Consider the following 18,900-nt stretch of genomic DNA (forward strand, 5'->3'; position numbering starts at 1 on the left):
ATGCGGTTCGCGCGCCGGACAGGCCGTCGTGTCGCATCCATGTGACGGGCAGGCGAGGTCTCTGCGCCGGTCGCGCATCCGGGCAATCGTCAGCCGACGAAGTCCTCCCGCCGATATCCCTGCAGGTAGAGCAGCGCCGTCAGGTCGCCGTGGTTGATCCGGTGCCGCGCCTCCGCCTGCACCGCGGGCTTCGCATGGAGCGCCACGCCCATCCCGGCGCGTAGGAGCATCCCCAAATCGTTCGCCCCGTCGCCCACGGCAAGCACGTCCTCCTCGTTGATGCCCATCTCCGCCGTCAGTTCCTCCAGCGCGGCGACCTTGGCCGCCCGACCGAGGATCGGCTCGCCCGGCTCCCCCGTGAGCCGTTCGTCCGCCACCAGAAGCGTGTTCGCCCGGTTCCAGTCGAAGCCGAGGCGGGCCGCGATCGCCCCGGTGAAGGCCGTGAACCCGCCCGAGACCAGCGCCGCCTTCGCGCCCGCCGCCTTCATCGTCGCGACCAGCGCGGCTCCGCCCGGCATCGGCGTGATCCGCTCGGCCAGTACCTTGTCGATCACGTCCGCAGGCAGGCCGGCCAGAAGCGCGACCCGCTCCCTGAGCGCGCCCTCGAAGCCGATTTCCCCGTTCATCGCGCGCGCGGTGATCGCCGCCACGCGCGGCCCGACCCCCGCCTCGGCGGCCAGTTCGTCCACGCATTCCTGCTGGATCATCGTCGAATCCATGTCCGCGAGCAGAAGCCGCTTCCGGCGTCCCGCCGCCGGCACGACGTTCAGGTCGAGCCCAAACCCGTCGAGCTCCGCCCGCACGGAATCGAGGTTGTCGGGCATGGCGGGAATGTCGAACTCCGCCGCCTCGCCCCGCGCGAGCCACCGCGCCGCGCCGCCGCCCCAGCCGTTCCGGAGCGCTTCCACCATCGAGGTCTTCAGGTTTGCGGCGCCGGGCGCGGCGGACAGGACGGCGACGAACATGGGCGAACTCCGGGCGGTTTCGCGCGCCATAGCCGCGGAATGGTCCTTGCGCGACCCCCGGGCGGGGAATACCGACACCGGTGGGACACCCCTCCCCAACGAGGGGCATTTATCTGCAAGGATAGACATGACCGATCTCCAGATCCCGTCCGCGCGGCCGGCCAATCCGCGTTTTTCCTCCGGCCCCTGCGCCAAACCCCCGCATTATGACCTCCGGCTCCTCGCGGACGCGCCGCTGGGTCGCAGCCACCGGGCCGGTCTGGGCAAGGCCAAGCTCGCGGAGCTCATCGACCGGACCCGTGCCCTTCTCGGCGTGCCCGACGATTACCGCGTCGGCATCGTCCCCGCCTCCGACACCGGCGCCTACGAGATGGCCATGTGGACCATGCTCGGTGCCCGTCCCGTCACCATGCTGGCTTGGGAAAGCTTCGGGTCCGGCTGGGTGACCGACGCGGTGAAGCAGCTCGACCTCGACGCCGAGGTGCGGACCGCCGATTACGGTGCGCTGCCCGATCTGGCCTACGACAAGGCCCGCGACGTCTGCTTCACCTGGAACGGCACCACCTCCGGGGTGCGCGTCCCCGACGGCGACTGGATCGCCGACGACCGCGAGGCGCTGACCCTATGCGACGCGACGTCCGCCGCCTTCGCGATGGCGCTGCCCTGGTCGAAGCTCGACGTGACCACCTTCTCCTGGCAGAAGGTCCTGGGCGGGGAGGGGGCGCACGGCGTCCTGATCCTGTCGCCCCGCGCCGTCGAACGGCTGGAAAGCTACACGCCCGCCTGGCCGCTCCCGAAAATCTTCCGCCTCACCAAAGGCGGCAGGCTCATCGAGGGGATCTTCCGCGGCGAGACGATCAACACGCCGTCGATGCTCTGCGTCGAGGATTGCCTCGTCGCGCTGGATTGGGCCGAAAGGGTCGGCCGCCGGGGTCTCGTCGATCGCGCGACGGAAAGCGCGCGCCACGTCTGGGATTTCTGCGCGCGCCACGACTGGATCGCCAACCTCGCCCGCGACCCGGCCACCCGCTCCACCACCTCCGTCTGCCTCCGCTTCACCAGCGACATGCCTGGCGATTTCGCCAAGCGCGTGGCCAGGCGGCTCGAGACCGAGGGCGTGGCCTATGACATCGCGAGCTACCGCGACGCCCCGGCCGGCCTGCGCATCTGGTGCGGCTCCACCGTCGAGCCGGACGACGTGGCCGCGCTCATGCCGTGGATCGAATGGGCCTACCGCGCCGAGCGCGATACCGCGCCCGCCGCCTGAACCAGCTTTCGGGTCCGGCCCCCCCGGATCCAACCCCCTAGACAGGAGCCTGACATGGCCCCCCGTGTTCTCATTTCCGACAAGCTGTCGGACGCCGCCGTGCAGATCTTCCGCGACCGCGGCATCGACGTCACCTTCGAGCCCGGACTCGGCAAGGACAAGGAGGCGCTCGCCGCGCGAATCGGCGAGTTCGACGGCCTCGCCATCCGGTCCGCCACCAAGGTCACCGAAAAGCTGCTCGCGGCTGCGCCGAATCTGAAGGTCGTCGGCCGCGCGGGCATCGGAACCGACAACGTCGACAAGGAGGCCGCCTCCCGGCGCGGCGTGATCGTGATGAACACGCCCTACGGCAACATGATCACCACCGCGGAGCACGCGATCGCGCTGATGTTCGCCGTCGCCCGCCAGATCCCCGAGGCCAACGCCTCCACCCATGCCGGCAAGTGGGAGAAGTCCCGCTTCATGGGCGTCGAGCTGACCGGCAAGACGCTCGGCGTGGTCGGCGCAGGGAACATCGGCGGCATCGTCTGCCAGAAAGCCGTGGGTCTCGGCATGAAGGTCGTGGCCTACGACCCGTTCCTCTCCGAGGACCGGGCGGCGAAGCTCGGCGTGGAGAAGGTCGACCTCGATACGCTGCTCGCGCGCGCCGACGTCATCACGCTCCACGTCCCGCTGACCGAGCAGACCCGCAACATCCTGTCCGCCGAGAACATCGCGAAGACGAAGAAGGGTGTCCGCATCGTCAACTGCGCACGCGGCGGCCTCGTCGACGAGGCGGCTTTGGCCCAGGCGCTCCGGTCCGGCCACGTCGCCGGCGCCGCCTTCGACGTCTTCGCGGAGGAGCCGGCGACCGCCTCGCCGCTCTTCAACTTGCCGGGCGTCGTCGTCACGCCCCATCTCGGCGCCGCCACGACCGAGGCGCAGGAGAACGTGGCCCTGCAGGTGGCGGAGCAGATGTCGGATTACCTGCTGACCGGTGCCGTGACGAACGCGCTCAACATGCCCTCCGTCACCGCCGAGGAGGCCAAGGTGATGGGGCCGTGGATCAAGGTGGCCGAGCATCTGGGCGCCTTCGTGGGCCAGATGACCGACGAGCCGATCAAGGCCATTGAGATCGTCTACAACGGCGTCGTCTCGAAGATGAACCTCGAGGCCTTGAACTGCTCGGTGATCGCCGGCGTGATGGCGGCGACCAATCCGGACGTGAACATGGTGTCCGCCCCGGTCCTCGCCCGCGAGCGCGGCGTGGAGATCTCCACCACCCGTCAGGACAAGACCGGCGCCTTCGAGGGCTACGTCAAGCTCGTGGTTCGGACGGCCACGCGCGAGCGTTCGGTCGCCGGCACCGCCTTCTCCGACGGCAAGCCGCGCTTCATCCAGATCAAGGGCATCAACATCGACGCCGAGGTCGGCGCGCACATGCTCTACACCACCAACAAGGACAAGCCGGGGGTGATCGGCACGCTGGGCGTGACGCTGGGCGAGAACGGGGTGAACATCGCGAACTTCACGCTGGGCCGCTCCGATCAGGGCCGCGACGCGATCGCGCTTCTCTACCTCGACGAGCAGCCGCCGAAGGCCGTTCTGGACAAGCTCCGCGCGACCGGCCTCTTCCAGAGCGTCGCGCCGCTGCGGTTCAACGTCTGACGGGGCGAGACGCACCGCCGTCCGTGCTCGTCGAAATCTTCGAGGTCCGGGGACGAGCCCCCGGTCCTCCTTCACGGTCGATGCCCCGACCCGTTGCGCAGGTCACCGGCCGTCTCTAGAGGTCGGGCGCGGACCTGGGAGGTGGGACATGCCCGACGATCTTCTGAACTCCTTCATGACCGGCCCCGACGAGAAGGGGCGCTTCGGCGATTTCGGCGGGCGCTTCGTCTCCGAGACGCTGATGCCGCTCATCCTTGAATTGGAGCGGCAATACGAGCATGCCAAGACCGACGACACGTTCTGGGCGGAGATGCACGATCTCTGGACGCATTACGTCGGCCGGCCAAGCCCGCTCTACTTCGCCGAGCGTCTGACCGCGCATCTCGGCGGGGCGAAGATCTACCTCAAGCGCGACGAGCTGAACCATACCGGCGCGCACAAGATCAACAACGTGCTGGGCCAGATCATCCTCGCCCGCCGCATGGGCAAGACCCGCATCATCGCCGAGACGGGCGCGGGGCAGCACGGCGTGGCGACCGCGACGGTCTGCGCGAAGTTCGGTCTGAAATGCGTCGTCTACATGGGCGCCCACGACGTGGAGCGGCAATCGCCCAACGTGTTCCGCATGAAGCTGCTCGGGGCCGAGGTCATCCCCGTCACCTCGGGGCGCGGCACGCTCAAGGATGCGATGAACGACGCGCTGCGCGACTGGGTCACGAATATCGGCGACACGTTCTACTGCATCGGCACCGTCGCGGGGCCGCACCCCTATCCGGCGATGGTGCGCGACTTCCAGGCGATCATCGGCAAGGAGGCGCGTGCCCAGATGCAGGAGGCCGAGGGCCGGCTTCCCGACACGCTCATCGCCGCGATCGGGGGCGGGTCGAACGCGATGGGCCTGTTCTACCCCTTTCTCGACGACAAGGAGGTGTCGATCATCGGCGTGGAGGCCGGCGGCAAGGGCGTGAACGAGAAGATGGAGCATTGCGCCTCCCTGACCGGCGGGCGGCCCGGCGTGCTGCACGGCAACCGGACCTACCTGCTGCAGGACGAGGACGGGCAGATCCTCGAAGGGTTCAGCATTTCCGCCGGGCTCGACTATCCGGGTATCGGGCCGGAACATGCCTGGCTGCACGATACCGGGCGGGCCAAGTACGTCTCGATTACCGATGCCGAGGCGCTGGAGGCGTTCCAGCTCTGCTGCGAGATGGAGGGGATTATTCCTGCGCTGGAGCCGTCGCATGCGCTTGCTCACGTGACGAAGATCGCGCCCGACCTGCCGTCCGACCACATCATTTGCATGAATCTCTGCGGTCGCGGCGACAAGGATATCTTCACCGTCGCGAAGGCGCTTGGCTGGAACATGGCGTCGGGGGGCTAGGATCCGCGTTTCGCGACGTAGACGAATGTTCCTGTCGGCGGCACGCCGGACCGCTTTCGATCGCCCGTATGGGCGGTAGTTCGTCACCCACCCGCAGCCGGGATCCGCGCTTTTCGCGAAGGCGAACCTCGGAGTGTCTTGGCTGGACGGGCTAGCGGATCCGCGGGATCTGCGGTGCCGCGTCCATCGGGATGGTGCCGTCGAGGCGCGGATCCTCCACGACCTCCACTTCGCGACGCACGGGAACGAAGCCCGAGCGGATGTAGAAGGGCAGCGCGACCGGGCTGTCGAAGGTGCAGGTGTGGATGTGCAGCCGCGCGATGGGCCGCGCGAAGGCGCGGGCGATCCCGGCCTCGATCAGCGCCCGTCCCGCACCCTTGCTCTGCGCGGCCGGGGCGAGGCCCAGAAAGGCCAGCTCGCAACTCTGCTCGTCGCGGAAGTCGAGCTCCAGAAGCCCCTCCGCCCGTCCGTCGATTTCGAGCGCGAAGACCTCCACATCCGCATCCGCAAGGATCGCGGACAGCTCCGTCCGCGACAAACGCAAGCGCGAGAACCACATCCAGTTGAGCCCGCCTACGCGAAGGAACAGATCGCGGTACCAGTCCGGATCCGGCGCCGCGACCCGGCGCAGTGTCATGCCGGCCGGCATGGCGGCATCGAGCGAAGGGGGCGGAGCGCGCATCTCCAGATGGGTGACGACGGCCGCGATGTGGCCGGGGCCTATGGAATGGAGACCGGGTTCGAGCATCGATCATGGAGTTAGAGGATGCCGGGCCGGGATACCAGCACCGGCGAGCGAGACGCCGGGACCGTGATCGCTTCAGGAAAGGTCGATGGCGTAGCGCCGCAGCACCTCCCTCGGCACGATTTCGAGCGTTCGCTCGTGCGTGGCGGCCAGTCGGATGCGCGGCGCGGCCCCGTGCTCGTGGGCCTCGATGAATCGCGCGGCGCAAAGGCACCAGCGGTTGCCGGGCTGGAGGCCGGCGAAGCCGAATTCGGGCCGGGGCGTGCTCAGATCGTTGCCGCGCATTTTCGAGTACGCGAGGAACTCCTCGGTGACGACGGCGCAAACCGTGTGTACCCCCGCATCCATCGCGCCCGTGTTGCAGCATCCGTCGCGGAAGAAGCCCGTCATCGGCTCGGTCGAGCAGGTCTGGAGCCGCTCGCCGAGGACGCTCACGCTCGGTCGTTTCCCTGTTTCCGGCATGGCGTCGCTCCCTCTGCTATCGACCCTCGCCCTTTGACATAGCGCCGTCCCGCCGCGCCCGCCACGATCCCGGCCTAGCGGAACTTCCGGGCGAGCTTCTGGAGGGGGGAGAGGGTTTCCTCGGGCGCCGGCTCCGGGTCGGACGGGGCAGGGCGCTCGGTCGGGACCGAAGCCGCCGCCTTGCCGCCCGATGGACGCTGCGGTGTGGTGCGGAGCGCGACGGCGTTCGAGAAACCCGGTCCGTCGCCTGCCGCGAGCTTCGGCGCGCCGTCGACGATTCCGTGCAGCATGTCGTCGAGCATATCGCCCTCCGCCTTCGCGAAATCCGACAGGACGTAGCCCGAGACCCGGTCCTTGTGCCCCGGATGCCCGATCCCGATGCGAACGCGCGCGTAATCCGCGCCGATATGCTGATGGATCGAGCGCAGGCCGTTATGACCGGCATGCCCGCCCCCCTGCTTCAGGCGCAGCTTGCCGGGCGCGAGGTCGAGCTCGTCGTGGAACACCGTCACGTCGGCGGGTTCGAGTTTGTGGAAGCGCATCGCCTCGCCCACGGACTGCCCGGACAGGTTCATGAAGGTCCCGGGCTTCAGGAGCCAGACCTTTTTCGACCCGAACCGTACCTCGGCGATCTCGCCCTGGAACTTGGACCGCCAGACGACGCCCTGATCCTCGGCGATGCGGTCGAGCGCCATGAAGCCCACATTGTGCCGGTTGTTCGCGTATTTCGCGCCCGGATTGCCGAGGCCCGCCCAGATCGCCGTCACCGCTTTCCTCCTGCCTTCGCCCGTCTCCTGCGACGCATGGTCCCGGCAACCGGATCCCGCGGTCGCAGAAAGGAACACCGGCGCTAGGATGGCGTTCCACCTGCGACCGTGACAACTCCGAAAGCACAGCTTATGCGCATCACGACCCCCATCGTCTGCCTTTGTCTCGCGATGCCGCTCCCGGCCCTCGCGCAGGACGGCTCGGATACGACGGACAACGTCCCCCTTGCCGAGGAGATCCGCGAGACGTCCACCACGGCGCTGCAGGACACGCTCTACGACCTGATCGCGATGAAGCACGCTGCCCATCAGGAGCACTGGAACGTCGTCGGCATCGAATACTACCAGATGCACGAGTTCTTCGGGGAGCTCTACACCGATCTCGGACCCTTCATCGACATGGTGGCCGAGCGGAAACGCGCGCTCGACGTGATCGCCGACGGCCGGCCCTCCGCCGTGAGCGAGAACGCATCCATCGCCGAGCCGGAGCCGGCGGAGACGCAGGGCGCCGACGCCGTCGACGTCCTGATGGAGAACTGGAGCACCGTCTCCTACCTGATGTACGAGCGCATCGAGGCGACCGGGGACGATCTCGTGACGCAGGATCTTCTGATTGCCGTCACCGCCCTTATCGACAAGCAGCTCTGGCAGCTTCGCGCCCACACGAAATGAAGCGACGCGGCGGGGGCCTGTCCAGGCCGCCCGCCGGTCAGCCCGCCCGGCGCAGCGTGAAGGCCAAAATCAGGGCCACGGTCTTGGCATCGCGGATCTCGCCGCGCGCGATCATCTCCACCGCCTCCGCCGCGGGGACGTGCAGCACTTCGATATCCTCGCCTTCCTCCGCCGCGCCGCCGCCCGTGCCGGCCCGCTCCGTGCGCGTGTAGCGGCCGAGATAGCAGGCGAGGGATTCGGTGACCGAGCCGGGCGACATCGCGAGGTCGGCGACGTGGTGGAGCGCGACGGCCTCGTAGCCCGTTTCCTCCATCAGCTCCGCGCGCATCCGCTCGACCGGCTCCGCCCCTTCGAGAAGCCCCGCCGGCACCTCGATCAGGAACGGGTCGAGCCCCGCGACCTGCATCGGCAAGCGGAACTGTCGCGTGAGCAGCAGGGTATCGCCGGCCGGGTCGTGCAGCAGGCAGGCCACCGCGTCGCCGCGGTCGTAGACCTCCCGCACCTGACGCTCGACCGTGCCGTCGCCACGGACGTAATCGAAGGTATGCCTCGTGAGCGTGCCCCACCCGTCCGACAGGACCTCCTGCGAGACGGGGCGGAAGCGTTCGCTCACTCCATCGCCTCGAGCTGGTCGATGAAGCCCTCGATCATGCCGAGGCCCTTGTCCCAGAAGGCCGGGTCGGAGGCATCGAGGCCGAAGGGCGCCAGAAGCTCGCGGTGATGCTTCGACCCGCCGGCGCGCAGCATCTCGAAATACTTGTCCTGGAAGCCCTCGGGCGCGTCCTCGTAGGCGGCATAAAGCGCGTTCACCAGCCCGTCGCCGAAGGCATAGGCGTAGACGTAGAAGGGCGAATGCACGAAATGCGGGATATAGGCCCAGAAGTGCTCGTAGCCCGGCATGAACTCGAAGACCGGTCCGAGGCTCTCGGCCTGCACGGACATCCACAGCGCGTCGATGTCCTCCGGCGTCATCTCGCCCTCGCGCCGGGCGTCGTGCAGCTTCACCTCGAAATCGTAGAAGGCGATCTGGCGGACGACTGTGTTGATCATGTCCTCGACCTTGCCGGCGAGCATGACCTTGCGCTGCGCGTCGTCCTTCGCGCCCTCGAGCATCGCGCGGAAGGTCAGCATCTCGCCGAAGACGCTCGCCGTTTCCGCAAGCGTCAGCGGGGTGGAGGAGAGCATCTCGCCCTGACCTGCGGCCAGCACCTGATGGACGCCGTGGCCGAGCTCATGGGCCAGCGTCATCACGTCGCGCGGTTTGCCGAGATAGTTCAGCATGACGTAGGGATGCACGCTGGTCACGGTCGGATGCGCGAAAGCGCCGGGCGCCTTGCCCGGCTTCACGCCCGCATCGATCCAGCCATGCTCGAAGAACGGCTCCGCGATCCGGGCCATCTCCGGCGAAAAGCCGGCATAGGCGTCCATCACCGTGCGGCGCGCCTCGTTCCAGCCGATGGTCCGCGTCTCCTCCATCGGCAGCGGCGCGTTGCGGTCCCAGACCTGCAGCTTGTCGAGGCCGAGCCATTTCGCCTTCAGCGCGTAGTAGCGGTGCGACAGGCGCGGATAGGCGGCCACGACGGCGTCGCGCAGGGCCTGCACGACCTCCGGCTCGACATGGTTGGCGATGTGGCGGCCGGCCTGCGGGGAGGGCAGGCCGCGCCAGCGGTCGCCGATCTCCTTCTCCTTGGCGAGCGTGTTGTGGATGCGCGCGAAGGTCCGGGTGTTGCGTCCGAACACATCGGCCAGTGCGCGCGCCCCGGCCTCCCGCTTCGTGCGATCGTGGTCGGTCAGAAGGTTCAGCGTCGCCTCGATGCCGAGCGCCTCACCGTCGACCTCGAAGGTCAGCCCGGCGATCGTCTCGTCGAAGAGCTTGTTCCAGGCGGCCGCGCCGACGGTGGAGGTGTCGTGGAGGAACCGCTCGAGTTCGTCGGAAAGCTGATAGGGCTTCATCGCGCGCAGGCGGTCGAGCGCGGGGCGGTAGCGCGCGAGCGACGCGTCCGCCTTCATCAGCGCCTCGTAGGCGTCGTCCCCGATCCGGTTGAACTCGAGCGTGAAGAACACGAGCGGCGTCGTCATCACCGTGATGCGGTCCTGCATGTCCGACATGAACTTGGCGCGCGCACCGTTCGTCGTCTCCTGGTAATAGCGCAGCCCGGCATAGGACATGATCCGGCCCGCCACCTCGTCGATCTTCTCGTTCCGCTCGATGGCGCGCAGCATCCCTGCCGCATCCAGCTCCGCCAGCCGGCCCTCGTAATCCGCGGCGTAGGCGCGGCACTCCGTCTCGAGCCAGTCGAGGTCGGCCACGAGCTGCGGCGCGTCCTGCCCGGTATAGAGATCGTCGAGGTTCCAATCCGGCAGGTCGTCCAGCGGCTCGCCGGTGGCGGATGTTGCGTTTACGTCGCGCAGAAGGGTCATGTGTCGCCTCGTGGATCGGTTCCGATCCTACCTAGGCGCGCGGGGAGGGGAGGGCAAACGGTGCCGGGAGGCGCTCAGGCAAGCGTGAGTGGCGCGCCGTCGGCCTCCATCCCCTCGATCCGGTCGAAGCGCAGATAGGCCAGCGCGCGGTCGCCCGCGACGGTGTGCACGATTCCTATCGGTCGCCCGCTGGCGGTGATCTCCGCCCCCGGCACCGCGTTGCCCTGCACACGGGCCAGCCCCTTCCGAAGCTCCGTCTTGTGCTTCATGCGGGCCGTCACCTCCTGGCCCACATAGCAGCCCTTGCGGAAATCCACCCCGCCCAGCCGCTCGAACCCCATTTCGAGGATGTAGCTCTCGTTCGGCACGAGCTCGATTCCGGTTTCGGGCACCATGTTCTCCACCCGCACCGCGTCCCAGTCTGTCCCGTCGTCGCCGTCGCCGTCGCCGTCGCCGTCGCTGCCGTAGAGCCGCCAGCCCATGCCGGGCCGCGGATCGGACATCGCGCCGTCGGGCGCCGGGCCGGTGCCGCGCGCGACCCGCGCCGCCTCCGCGGCGATCTCGACCTTGGAGCGCAGCTTGTACATGCCGAGCCGCTGCGCGACCGCCGGGGCAAGGTCGCCCGCCACGTCGAGCACGAAGGCGTCGCCCTCGCGGAAGGTCAGGAAGTCGGCGAGGTACTTGCCCTGCGGCGTGAGCAGCGCGGCATAGCCCAGCCCCGTCTCGGGCACGTCGCGAGTCAGGAGGCCGTGGAGGAAATGGCCCGCATCAGGGCCGGCGATGCGGAGAAGGGTGCGCTTGGTCATGCTCCGACAGATAGGCAAACCCGCCTCGGTGCCAAGCCCCGGCATCGCTTGGGCTGCGGCCGATTGACCCCCGCAAGGGCCGGGCGTAGCCATGTCGCGACCCTAGGACCGGAGCCCTCGATGTCCCTTGCGAACGGACCCAAGACCCTTGCCATTCCCGGACCCTCGATGGTGCCCGACCGCGTGCTTCGCGCGATGCACAAGCCGTCGCCGAACATATATCACGGCCCGCTGATCGACCTGACGCATTCGCTCATTCCCGACCTGAAGGCGGTCGCGCGGACGGAGCACGACGCGACGATCTATATCGGCAACGGCCACGCCGCCTGGGAGGCGGTGCTGGCCAACACCCATTCGCGCGGCGACCTCGTTCTCGTGCCGCGCACGGGCAGCTTCGCCGACGGCTGGGCCGAGCTGGCGCGGGGGCTGGGCCTCAGGGTGGAGATGATTGACTTCGGCAACCGCGATCCGATCGACGCCGCCGCCATCGGCGAGCGCCTGCGCGAGGACAAGAGCCACGAGATCCGCTCCGTCCTCGCGGTGCATGTCGACACCTCCTCCTCCATCCGCTCCGACATCGCCGCGCTCCGGCGTGAGATCGACGCGGCGGGCCATCCCGCGCTCCTGCAGGTGGATTGCATGGCGTCGATGGCCTGCGACCGGTTCGAGATGGACGAATGGGGCGCCGACACCGCGATCGCCGGTTGCCAGAAGGGGCTGATGACGCCGACGGGCGTGTGCTTCGTGTTCTACAACGACCGCGCGTCGCGCGCGCGGGAACGGGCCGATTGCGTGACCGGCTACTGGGACTGGGTGCCGCGCACCCGGCCGGAGATCTACTTCCGCTATTTCGGAGGCACCGGGCCCACGCACCACCTCTACGGCCTGCGCGAGGCGCTCGACATGATCGTCCACGAAGAGGGGGTCGAGAACGTCTGGACCCGCCACGCACGCGTCGCCTCCGCCGTCCACGCGGCCTTCGATGCATGGGAGGCGGGCGAAAACACGGCGCTGGAGCTCAACGTCCGTGACCCCGCATCCCGCAGTCACGCCGTCACCGCCATCCGCCTGCCGGGACGGGCGACGGAGCTGCGCAACTGGGTGGAGGAGGAAATGGGCCTGACCCTCGGCATCGGCGTCGGCATGGCCGCGCCGGACACGCCGGAATGGCACGGCTTCTTCCGCATCGGGCATATGGGGCACCTGTCGGGCCATTCGATCCTCGGCACGCTGGGCACGATCGACACCGCGCTGAAGGCGCTGGGCATCCCCCACGGGACCGGGGCACTCGACCGCGCGGCGCGGGCGCTGGCGGGGTAGGGCGGCATCCGACCATGGGTGTGGGGTAAGCCCTCGCCCATGGGCATGGTGGATGGCTGACCGGCCTGCCGCCGGCTGGACGTCCCTGTGGGTGGTCCTTGCGCCTCAGGTCCGGCGAAGCCGCTCCAGCAGGTCGACGTCGACATAGCCGTCCGGCACCAGCCCCTCGCTCGCCTGCCATCGCTGGATCGCGTCGAGCGTGTCGGGTCCGATCCGCGCGTCGATCTTGAGCGGGTCGAACCCCGCCGCGCGCAGACGTTCCTGCAGCTCGATCCGCTCCGCGCGGCTCAAAGCCCGGTCGCCGCGCGGCCAGCCGCCGCGGAGCGGGGGGCCGCCCGCCAGCCGGTCGGCCAGGTGGCCCACCCCGATCACGTAGGCGTCGGCGGTGTTGTAGCTCTCCAGCACCGCGAAGTTCGCGTAGGTGACGAAGGCCGCGCCCTCGTGGCCCGCGGGCACGCGGATCGAGGCCGGCCCGCCTTCGGGCACCGGGCCGCCATCCGTCGTGCGGACGCCGAGCGCGGTCCATTCGGCGGGCGACTTCTCCACCCGCTCGCCGGTCAGACGGTAGTCGAAGCCATCCGGCAGCACGACCTCCGCGCCCCAGGGCTGGCCAGACGTCCAGCCGTTCGCGGCGAGATAGGCGGCGGTCGATGCCAGCGCATCGGTCGGGTCGTCGCCCCAGATGTCGCGCCGTCCGTCGCCGGCGGCGTCCACCGCATGGTCGCGCCATGAGGTCGGCATGAACTGCGTGTGCCCCATCGCCCCGGCCCAGGAGCCGCGCAGGTCGCCCGCCGCCGCCTCGCCGGTCTCGAGGATGGCGAGCGCGGCGAGGAGCTCCGCCTCGAAGAAGTCCGGCCGCCGGCTGTCGGCGGCGAGCGTGGCCAGCGCCGAGAGCGTGTCGACATCGCCGCGATAGGCGCCGTAGCTGCTCTCCAGCCCCCAGATCGCCACGACGATCTCCGCCGGCACGCCGTGCCGCGCCTCGATCGCCGCGAGCGCGTCGGCGTGCCGTGCCATCGCGCGCCGACCGTTCGCGACGCGCGGCTCGCTTACCGCAGTGTCGAGATAGTCCCAGATCGTCCTGGTGAACTCCGACTGGTTGCGGTCGCGGCGGATCACGTCCGGCAGGGGCGCCACGTCCCGCATCGCCGCGTCGAAGGTGGCACCGGCGATCCCCTGCGCCAAGGCACGCGCGCGGAAGCCCGCGAGCCAGGCGGCGAACGGCACTTCGCGCACGAGAATCGGGCGGGGCAGCGGCCGCGGCTCCTGCGCCCCGCACGCACCGGGCAGCGTCAGGCCGAGCAGGAGAGCGATGCCGCGCGCCGCGCTCATCCCCGGCCGCGCCGCTTCGACGGGGCCTTGCGGAGCTTGCGCTTCTTCGGCCGCCCCGTCTTGCCCGACCGGCCGCGTCCCGTCGCGCGGCGGGCCTCGCCCTCGACCGACAGAAGCTCCAGCACCAGCCCGCCCGTCACCGGCACCGCCTCGGCCAGCCGCACGGTGACGCGCTGACCCAGTCCGATCTCCGTGCCGCTCTCGGTTCCGGTCAGGACCTGCGCGTCGCGGTCGTAACGGAAGTATTCGCCCCCGAGGGAGCGTACCGGGACCAGCCCGTCCGCCCCGGTCTCGTCGAGTTTCACGAACACGCCGAAGGCCTGCACGCCCGAGATGCGGCCGGCGAACTCGGCGCCCACCTTGTCGGCGAGAAAGGCCGCGAGATAGCGGTCGTTCGTGTCCCGCTCCGCGATCATCGAGCGGCGCTCGGCCTCGGAGATCGCCTTCGCCGTCGCCTCCAGATGCTCGACATCGAACTCCGAGAGCCCGTCGTCGCCCCAGCCATGCGCGGTGATGAGCGCGCGATGCACGACGAGATCGGCGTAGCGGCGGATGGGCGAGGTGAAGTGCCCGTAGGCGCGGAGCGCGAGGCCGAAATGCCCCAGATTGGCCGGCGCGTAATAGGCCTGCGTCATCGCCCGGAGCGTGGACATCGAGATGAGCTCGGACAGGTCCGTGCCCGACGCGTCGTGGAGCAGCCGGTTCAGCATGGCGGTGCGCAGGACCTGCCCCTTCGGCAGGGAGAAGCCGCTCGCCTTCGCCGTTTCGCGCAGCGCCTCGATCTTGTCGGCGTCGGGTTCCTCGTGGACGCGGTAGAGGAGGGGGATGCGCTGGCGCTCCAGCTCCTCGGCCGCGGCGACGTTGGCCGCGATCATAAACTCCTCGATCAGCCGGTGCGCATCGAGGCGTTCGCGGAACGCGACCGAGGTGACCTCGCCCGCCTCCGACAGCTCGATCCGGCGCTCCGGCAGGTCGAGGTCCAGCGGCTCCCGCCGGGCGCGGGCGGCGCGGAGCGCGTCGTAGGCGGCATAGAGCGGGCGCAGGACCGGCTCCAGCAGCGGTGCCGTCCGCTCGCTCGGGGCGTCGTCGATGGCGGCCTGCACCTCTCCGTAATGGAGGCTCGCGGGGGAGCGCATCAGGCCGCGGAAGAATTCCTGACCGCGCTTCGCGCCCTGCGCGTCGATCACCATCCGCACCGCGATGCAGGCCCGCTCCACCCCCTCGTGCAGCGAACAGAGGTCGCCCGACAGCGCGTCGGGCAGCATCGGCACGACCCGGTCGGGGAAATAGGTCGAGTTTCCCCGCTCCCGCGCCTCCCGGTCGAGCGCGCTGCCCGGCGTGACGTAGGCGGCGACGTCGGCGATGGCGACCCAGAGGACGTGGCCGCCCGGGTTCTTCGGATCGTCGTCGGGATGGGCGTAGACGGCGTCGTCGTGGTCGCGCGCGTCCGACGGGTCGATGGTGAGGAGCGGCAGGTCGCGCAGGTCGGTCCGGCCGCCGAGTGTCGGGGCCTCCGCCCGTTCGGCCTCCAGGATCGCCGCGTCGGGGAACTCATCGCGCAGCCCGTGCTGGTGGATCGCGATCAGGCTCACCGCCTTCGCCGCGCCGGGGTCGCCGAGCCGGGCGACGACGCGGGCGCGGGGCAGGCCCATGCGTCCCTTCGGCCCGGTCTGCTCCGCCTCGACCAGCTCGCCGTCGCGCGCGCCGCCCGCGTCGTGCGGGTCGATTGTCCATTCGCGGTCGGCACCCTTGTCGATGGGGACGATCCGGCCGCCCTCGGCGCCGGTCCGGTAGACGCCCAGCACCCGGCGCGGCCCGGTGGAGAGGCGCCGGATCAGACGGCCCTCGTGGCTGTGGTCCTCCTCCGCGACCTCGGTCAGGCGGGCGAGCACGCGGTCGCCCGGCGCCAGCGCCGGGTCGTCCTTGCCGGACACGTAGAGGATTCGCGGCTCCGGCGCGTCGCCCTGCCAGTCATGCGGCGCGAGGAACAGGTCGCCGTCGCGGTCCGCCTCGCCCACCTTCAGGACCGAAACGGGGGGCAGGCGGTTCGGATCGTCGTAGGACCGCTTTCGCTTCGCGAGGTGCCCCTCGCCCTCCAGTTCCTTCAGGAGACGCTTCAGGTCGATCCGCGCGGCGCCCTTGACCCCGAAGGCCTTGGCGATGTCGCGTTTCGAGGTGAGGGCGGGGTTGTCGGAGATCCATTGCAGGATGTCCGTCTTGGTGGGGAGCTGGCTCATGGAAAGGGGAGCTAGCACTGGCCGGGCACTTTCACAATTTCACGCCTGTCCCCGGCGGATCACCGGGGCAAGGCGGGGCCGCGGTGCCTCGCCCGCGGGCTCCGGCGCGGGGTCGAAATCGAACGCGTCCAGCCGTTCGGCCCGCTTGCCGGCGCGTTCCGCCGCGGTGGCGATCCCCTCGACGTCGCGGCGGGCCTGGTCGAAATGCGTTTCGAGCTTGGCCGCCCGCTCCACGATCAGTTCCACGTCGCGGCCGAGCGCGGCGAGCGCGCGCCGCATCTCGCCCGCCTGCGCGCGCATCCGGTGGTCCTTCAGGACGGCGCGCAGCGTGTTCAGCACCGCCATGCAGGTCGTGGGCGAGACGATCCAGACGCGCGCGGCGAATCCCTCGCGCACCATCTCGGGGAAGTTCGCGTGCAGCTCGGCGTAGATCGCCTCCGACGGCAGGAACAGGCAGGCGCCGTCCGCCGTCTCGCCCGGAAGGACGTAACGCTCGGCGATGGCGCGGATATGGGTGCGCATCGCGGCGCGGAACGCCGTCCGGGCCGCGGTGGATTTCGGGTCGCCCACCAGCGCCTCGTAGCTTTCGAGCGGAAACTTCGCGTCGATGACGAGCGGGCCGGGCGGGTCGGGCATGTGGATCAGGCAATCGGCCCGGCGGCCGTTCGACAGCGTCGCCTGCCAGCTGAAGGCGTCGGGCGGCAGGGCCTTGGCGACGATGTCGTGAAGCTGGATCTCCCCGAAGGCGCCGCGCGCCTGCTTGTTGGAAAGGATGTCCTGCAGGCCCAGCACGTCGCCCGACAACGTCTCCATCCGCGCCTGCGCCCGGTCGATGGTCGCGAGCCGCTGCTGCAACTCTCCGAGCGCACGGGCCGTGCGGGTCGCGCTGTCGCCGAGCGCGGTGCCGACCTGCGTCTCCGACCGCCGCTGTGCCTCGGTGAGCGCGGCGAGCCCGCCGGTCAGCCGCGCCTGCGCGTGGCTCATGTCGCGCAGGCGTCCGGCAAGAATGAGGACGAGAAGCACGAGGATCAGCAGCGCCGCGCCCCCTCCGAGCGCGGCCAGCGTAAGCGGGTCGGCAAGGTCGAGCGTCATGTCCGGCCGAACAGCCGCTCGATATCGGCGAGCTTCAGCTTCACGTAGGTCGGGCGCCCGTGGTTGCACTGACCGGAATGTGGCGTCGCCTCCATCTCGCGCAGGAGCGCGTTCATCTCCGGGGCGGACATCCGGCGGCCCGCGCGGACCGAGCCGTGGCAGGCCATGCGGCTCAGGATCGCGTCGAGCCGGGATCGCAGCGAGAGGGGATCGGCCTCCTCCTCGGCCTCGATCTCCTCGAGAATGTCGCGCAGGAGCGCCTCCGCCGAACAGGGCCCGAGGATCGCCGGCGTTTCCCGCACGGCGACGGTGCCGGGTCCGAACGCGTCGAGGGCGAGGCCGAGGCGGGCGAGGTCGAGCGCGAGCAGCCGCTCGGCCGCGTCGGCGCCGACCTCCACCACCTCGGGGATCAGCAGCGCCTGCGCCGCGATGCCCCGGTCCCGCATCTGCGCCTTGAGCCGTTCGTAGACCAGTCGTTCGTGCGCCGCGTGCTGGTCGACGATGACCATGCCGTCGCCGGACTGGGCGACGATCCAGTTCCCGTGAAGCTGCGCGCGGGCGGCGCCGAGCGGGCCGTCCCCGGCCTCCTCGTCCACCGGCTCCGTGCGGGCGGAGGGTTCGGCGAAGCCCGGCATCTGCGCCATGTAGGCGTTGTGCCGCGCGGTGGGGGAGGGCCGGTCCGCGCGGGGGCGGTCCATCTGATAGACCGGCGCGGCGGGCCGTTCGGGGCGCATCGCGCCCAGCGTCGCGTCCGACACGGTGGTGGCGGCGCGATGCCCGGCCTCGGCCAGCGCCTGCTTCAGCCCCGCGACGATCAGGCCGCGCACGAGCCCGGCGTCGCGGAACCGCACCTCGGTCTTGGCCGGATGGACGTTGCAATCCACGAGGGTCGGGTCGCAGGTGACGAACAGGACGGCGACGGCATGGCGGTCCTTGGCCAGCACGTCCTGATAGGCGCCGCGTAGCGCCCCGGTCAGCATCCGGTCCCGTACCGGGCGGCCGTTGACGTAGAGGTATTGGTGAACGGCGTTGCCGCGCGAATAGGTCGGCAGCCCGGCCTGCCCGCCCAGATGGAACCCCGCCCGCTCCGCGTCGAGGGCCATCGCGTTCTCCGAGAAGGCGCGGCCCAGGATCGCGGCCAGACGGTCGGCGCGGTCGGAGGCGGCATCGGCGCGGAACAGGATGCGCTCGCCCCCGTCCGACAGGTCGCGCAGGGTGAAGGCCACGCCCGGCTCCGCCATCGCCAGGCGGCGCACCGCGTCGGTCACGGCCATCGTCTCCGATCGCTCGGTCTTGAGGAACTTCAGTCGCGCGGGGGTCGCATGGAACAGGTCGCGCAGCTCCACCACGGTTCCGGCGCCGAGCGCGGCGGGCCGCGCCGGCTCCAGCCGGCCGCCGGAACAGCGGATCGCCGCCGCCCCCTCCGAGCCACGCGCGCGCGAGGTGATCGCGAGCCGCCCGACCGCGCCAAGGCTCGGCAATGCCTCTCCCCGGAACCCGAAGCTGTGGATGTTGAGCAGGTCGCTGCCGTCGATCTTGGACGTGGCGTGCCGCGACAGCGCGAGCGGCAGGTCCTCGGCCGCGATCCCATGCCCGTCGTCGGTGACGCGGATCAGCGTCCGGCCACCATCGGCGATATCGATCGTGATGCGTCGTGCGCGGGCGTCGAGCGCGTTCTCGACCAGCTCCTTCACGGCCGAGGCGGGCCGCTCCACCACTTCGCCCGCGGCGATGCGGTTCACCGCGCCCTCGTCGAGTTGACGGATGCGGGGAAGGATCATGTTGC

16 protein-coding genes are annotated in these 18,900 nt (G+C 70.0%); 5 read left to right on the forward strand and 11 right to left on the reverse strand.

What is annotated here, in order from left to right; all coding sequences use genetic code 11:
• Positions 1-89 precede the first annotated feature (89 nt).
• On the reverse strand, positions 90-965 hold the full coding sequence (gene serB, locus Q1B08_RS07380; protein ID WP_299816681.1) for a phosphoserine phosphatase SerB: 876 nt from the start codon (positions 963-965) through the stop codon (positions 90-92).
• A gap of 127 nt (positions 966-1,092) precedes the next feature.
• Between serB and Q1B08_RS07385 the strand changes: the two genes are divergently transcribed.
• From Q1B08_RS07385 to trpB, 3 genes are all read left to right on the forward strand, one after another.
• Complete coding sequence (locus tag Q1B08_RS07385) at positions 1,093-2,232, forward strand: phosphoserine transaminase (RefSeq protein ID WP_299816683.1); 1,140 nt, start codon at positions 1,093-1,095, stop codon at positions 2,230-2,232.
• 54 nt (positions 2,233-2,286) lie between these two features.
• Entirely contained in the window at positions 2,287-3,879 is a 1,593-nt protein-coding gene (gene serA / locus Q1B08_RS07390) for a phosphoglycerate dehydrogenase (protein WP_299816685.1), read from the forward strand.
• A 148-nt stretch (positions 3,880-4,027) separates the two neighbouring features.
• The gene (trpB, locus tag Q1B08_RS07395) at positions 4,028-5,260 is read left to right on the forward strand and encodes a tryptophan synthase subunit beta (RefSeq protein ID WP_299816687.1); all 1,233 of its coding nucleotides are present in this window, start codon (positions 4,028-4,030) and stop codon (positions 5,258-5,260) included.
• 151 nt (positions 5,261-5,411) lie between these two features.
• Here the strand turns inward: trpB and Q1B08_RS07400 are convergent, their stop codons facing one another.
• The 3 genes from Q1B08_RS07400 to pth form a co-directional block, all read right to left on the reverse strand.
• Positions 5,412-6,008: a GNAT family N-acetyltransferase gene (locus tag Q1B08_RS07400; protein ID WP_299816689.1), complete on the reverse strand. Its 597-nt coding sequence runs from the start codon at positions 6,006-6,008 to the stop codon at positions 5,412-5,414.
• A gap of 72 nt (positions 6,009-6,080) precedes the next feature.
• Positions 6,081-6,467, reverse strand: a complete 387-nt coding sequence (locus Q1B08_RS07405) for a DUF2237 domain-containing protein (RefSeq protein WP_299816691.1) — start codon at positions 6,465-6,467, stop codon at positions 6,081-6,083.
• A 74-nt stretch (positions 6,468-6,541) separates the two neighbouring features.
• Complete coding sequence (pth, locus tag Q1B08_RS07410; RefSeq protein ID WP_299816693.1) at positions 6,542-7,234, reverse strand: aminoacyl-tRNA hydrolase; 693 nt, start codon at positions 7,232-7,234, stop codon at positions 6,542-6,544.
• 132 nt (positions 7,235-7,366) lie between these two features.
• Between pth and Q1B08_RS07415 the strand changes: the two genes are divergently transcribed.
• A complete protein-coding gene (locus Q1B08_RS07415; RefSeq protein ID WP_299816695.1) occupies positions 7,367-7,906 on the forward strand; it encodes a DNA starvation/stationary phase protection protein in 540 nt (179 codons plus the stop codon).
• Between the two features lie 37 nt (positions 7,907-7,943).
• On the opposite strand, the gene Q1B08_RS07420 is transcribed toward Q1B08_RS07415, so the two are convergent.
• The 3 genes from Q1B08_RS07420 to Q1B08_RS07430 all read right to left on the reverse strand — a co-directional run bounded on the left by Q1B08_RS07420 (position 7,944) and on the right by Q1B08_RS07430 (position 11,133).
• Positions 7,944-8,519, reverse strand: coding sequence for an NUDIX domain-containing protein (locus Q1B08_RS07420; RefSeq protein ID WP_299816697.1), 576 nt, complete (start codon positions 8,517-8,519; stop codon positions 7,944-7,946).
• On the reverse strand, positions 8,516-10,327 hold the full coding sequence (locus tag Q1B08_RS07425; protein WP_299816699.1) for a M3 family oligoendopeptidase: 1,812 nt from the start codon (positions 10,325-10,327) through the stop codon (positions 8,516-8,518). Before Q1B08_RS07425 ends, Q1B08_RS07420 begins: the two co-directional genes overlap by 4 nt.
• 74 nt (positions 10,328-10,401) lie before the next feature.
• Positions 10,402-11,133: a folate-binding protein gene (locus Q1B08_RS07430; protein WP_299816701.1), complete on the reverse strand. Its 732-nt coding sequence runs from the start codon at positions 11,131-11,133 to the stop codon at positions 10,402-10,404.
• A gap of 120 nt (positions 11,134-11,253) precedes the next feature.
• Here Q1B08_RS07430 and Q1B08_RS07435 point away from each other — a divergent pair, with 120 nt between their 5' ends.
• Positions 11,254-12,453, forward strand: coding sequence for an aminotransferase class V-fold PLP-dependent enzyme (locus Q1B08_RS07435; RefSeq protein ID WP_299816703.1), 1,200 nt, complete (start codon positions 11,254-11,256; stop codon positions 12,451-12,453).
• A gap of 105 nt (positions 12,454-12,558) precedes the next feature.
• Here the strand turns inward: Q1B08_RS07435 and Q1B08_RS07440 are convergent, their stop codons facing one another.
• The 4 genes from Q1B08_RS07440 to mutL are packed head-to-tail and all read right to left on the reverse strand — an operon-like array spanning position 12,559 to position 18,895.
• A complete protein-coding gene (locus Q1B08_RS07440) occupies positions 12,559-13,785 on the reverse strand; it encodes a lytic murein transglycosylase (protein WP_299816705.1) in 1,227 nt (408 codons plus the stop codon).
• Entirely contained in the window at positions 13,782-16,022 is a 2,241-nt protein-coding gene (gene rnr / locus Q1B08_RS07445) for a ribonuclease R (protein ID WP_299816707.1), read from the reverse strand. The genes Q1B08_RS07440 and rnr overlap by 4 nt, the downstream gene beginning before the upstream one ends.
• A gap of 39 nt (positions 16,023-16,061) precedes the next feature.
• Positions 16,062-17,114: a DNA recombination protein RmuC gene (gene rmuC, locus Q1B08_RS07450; protein WP_299816709.1), complete on the reverse strand. Its 1,053-nt coding sequence runs from the start codon at positions 17,112-17,114 to the stop codon at positions 16,062-16,064.
• Entirely contained in the window at positions 17,111-18,895 is a 1,785-nt protein-coding gene (gene mutL, locus Q1B08_RS07455) for a DNA mismatch repair endonuclease MutL (RefSeq protein ID WP_299816711.1), read from the reverse strand. The genes rmuC and mutL overlap by 4 nt, the downstream gene beginning before the upstream one ends.
• Positions 18,896-18,900: the final 5 nt, after the last annotated feature.

The organism is uncultured Jannaschia sp. (assembly GCF_947494025.1).
Classification (GTDB): Bacteria; Pseudomonadota; Alphaproteobacteria; order Rhodobacterales; family Rhodobacteraceae; genus Jannaschia.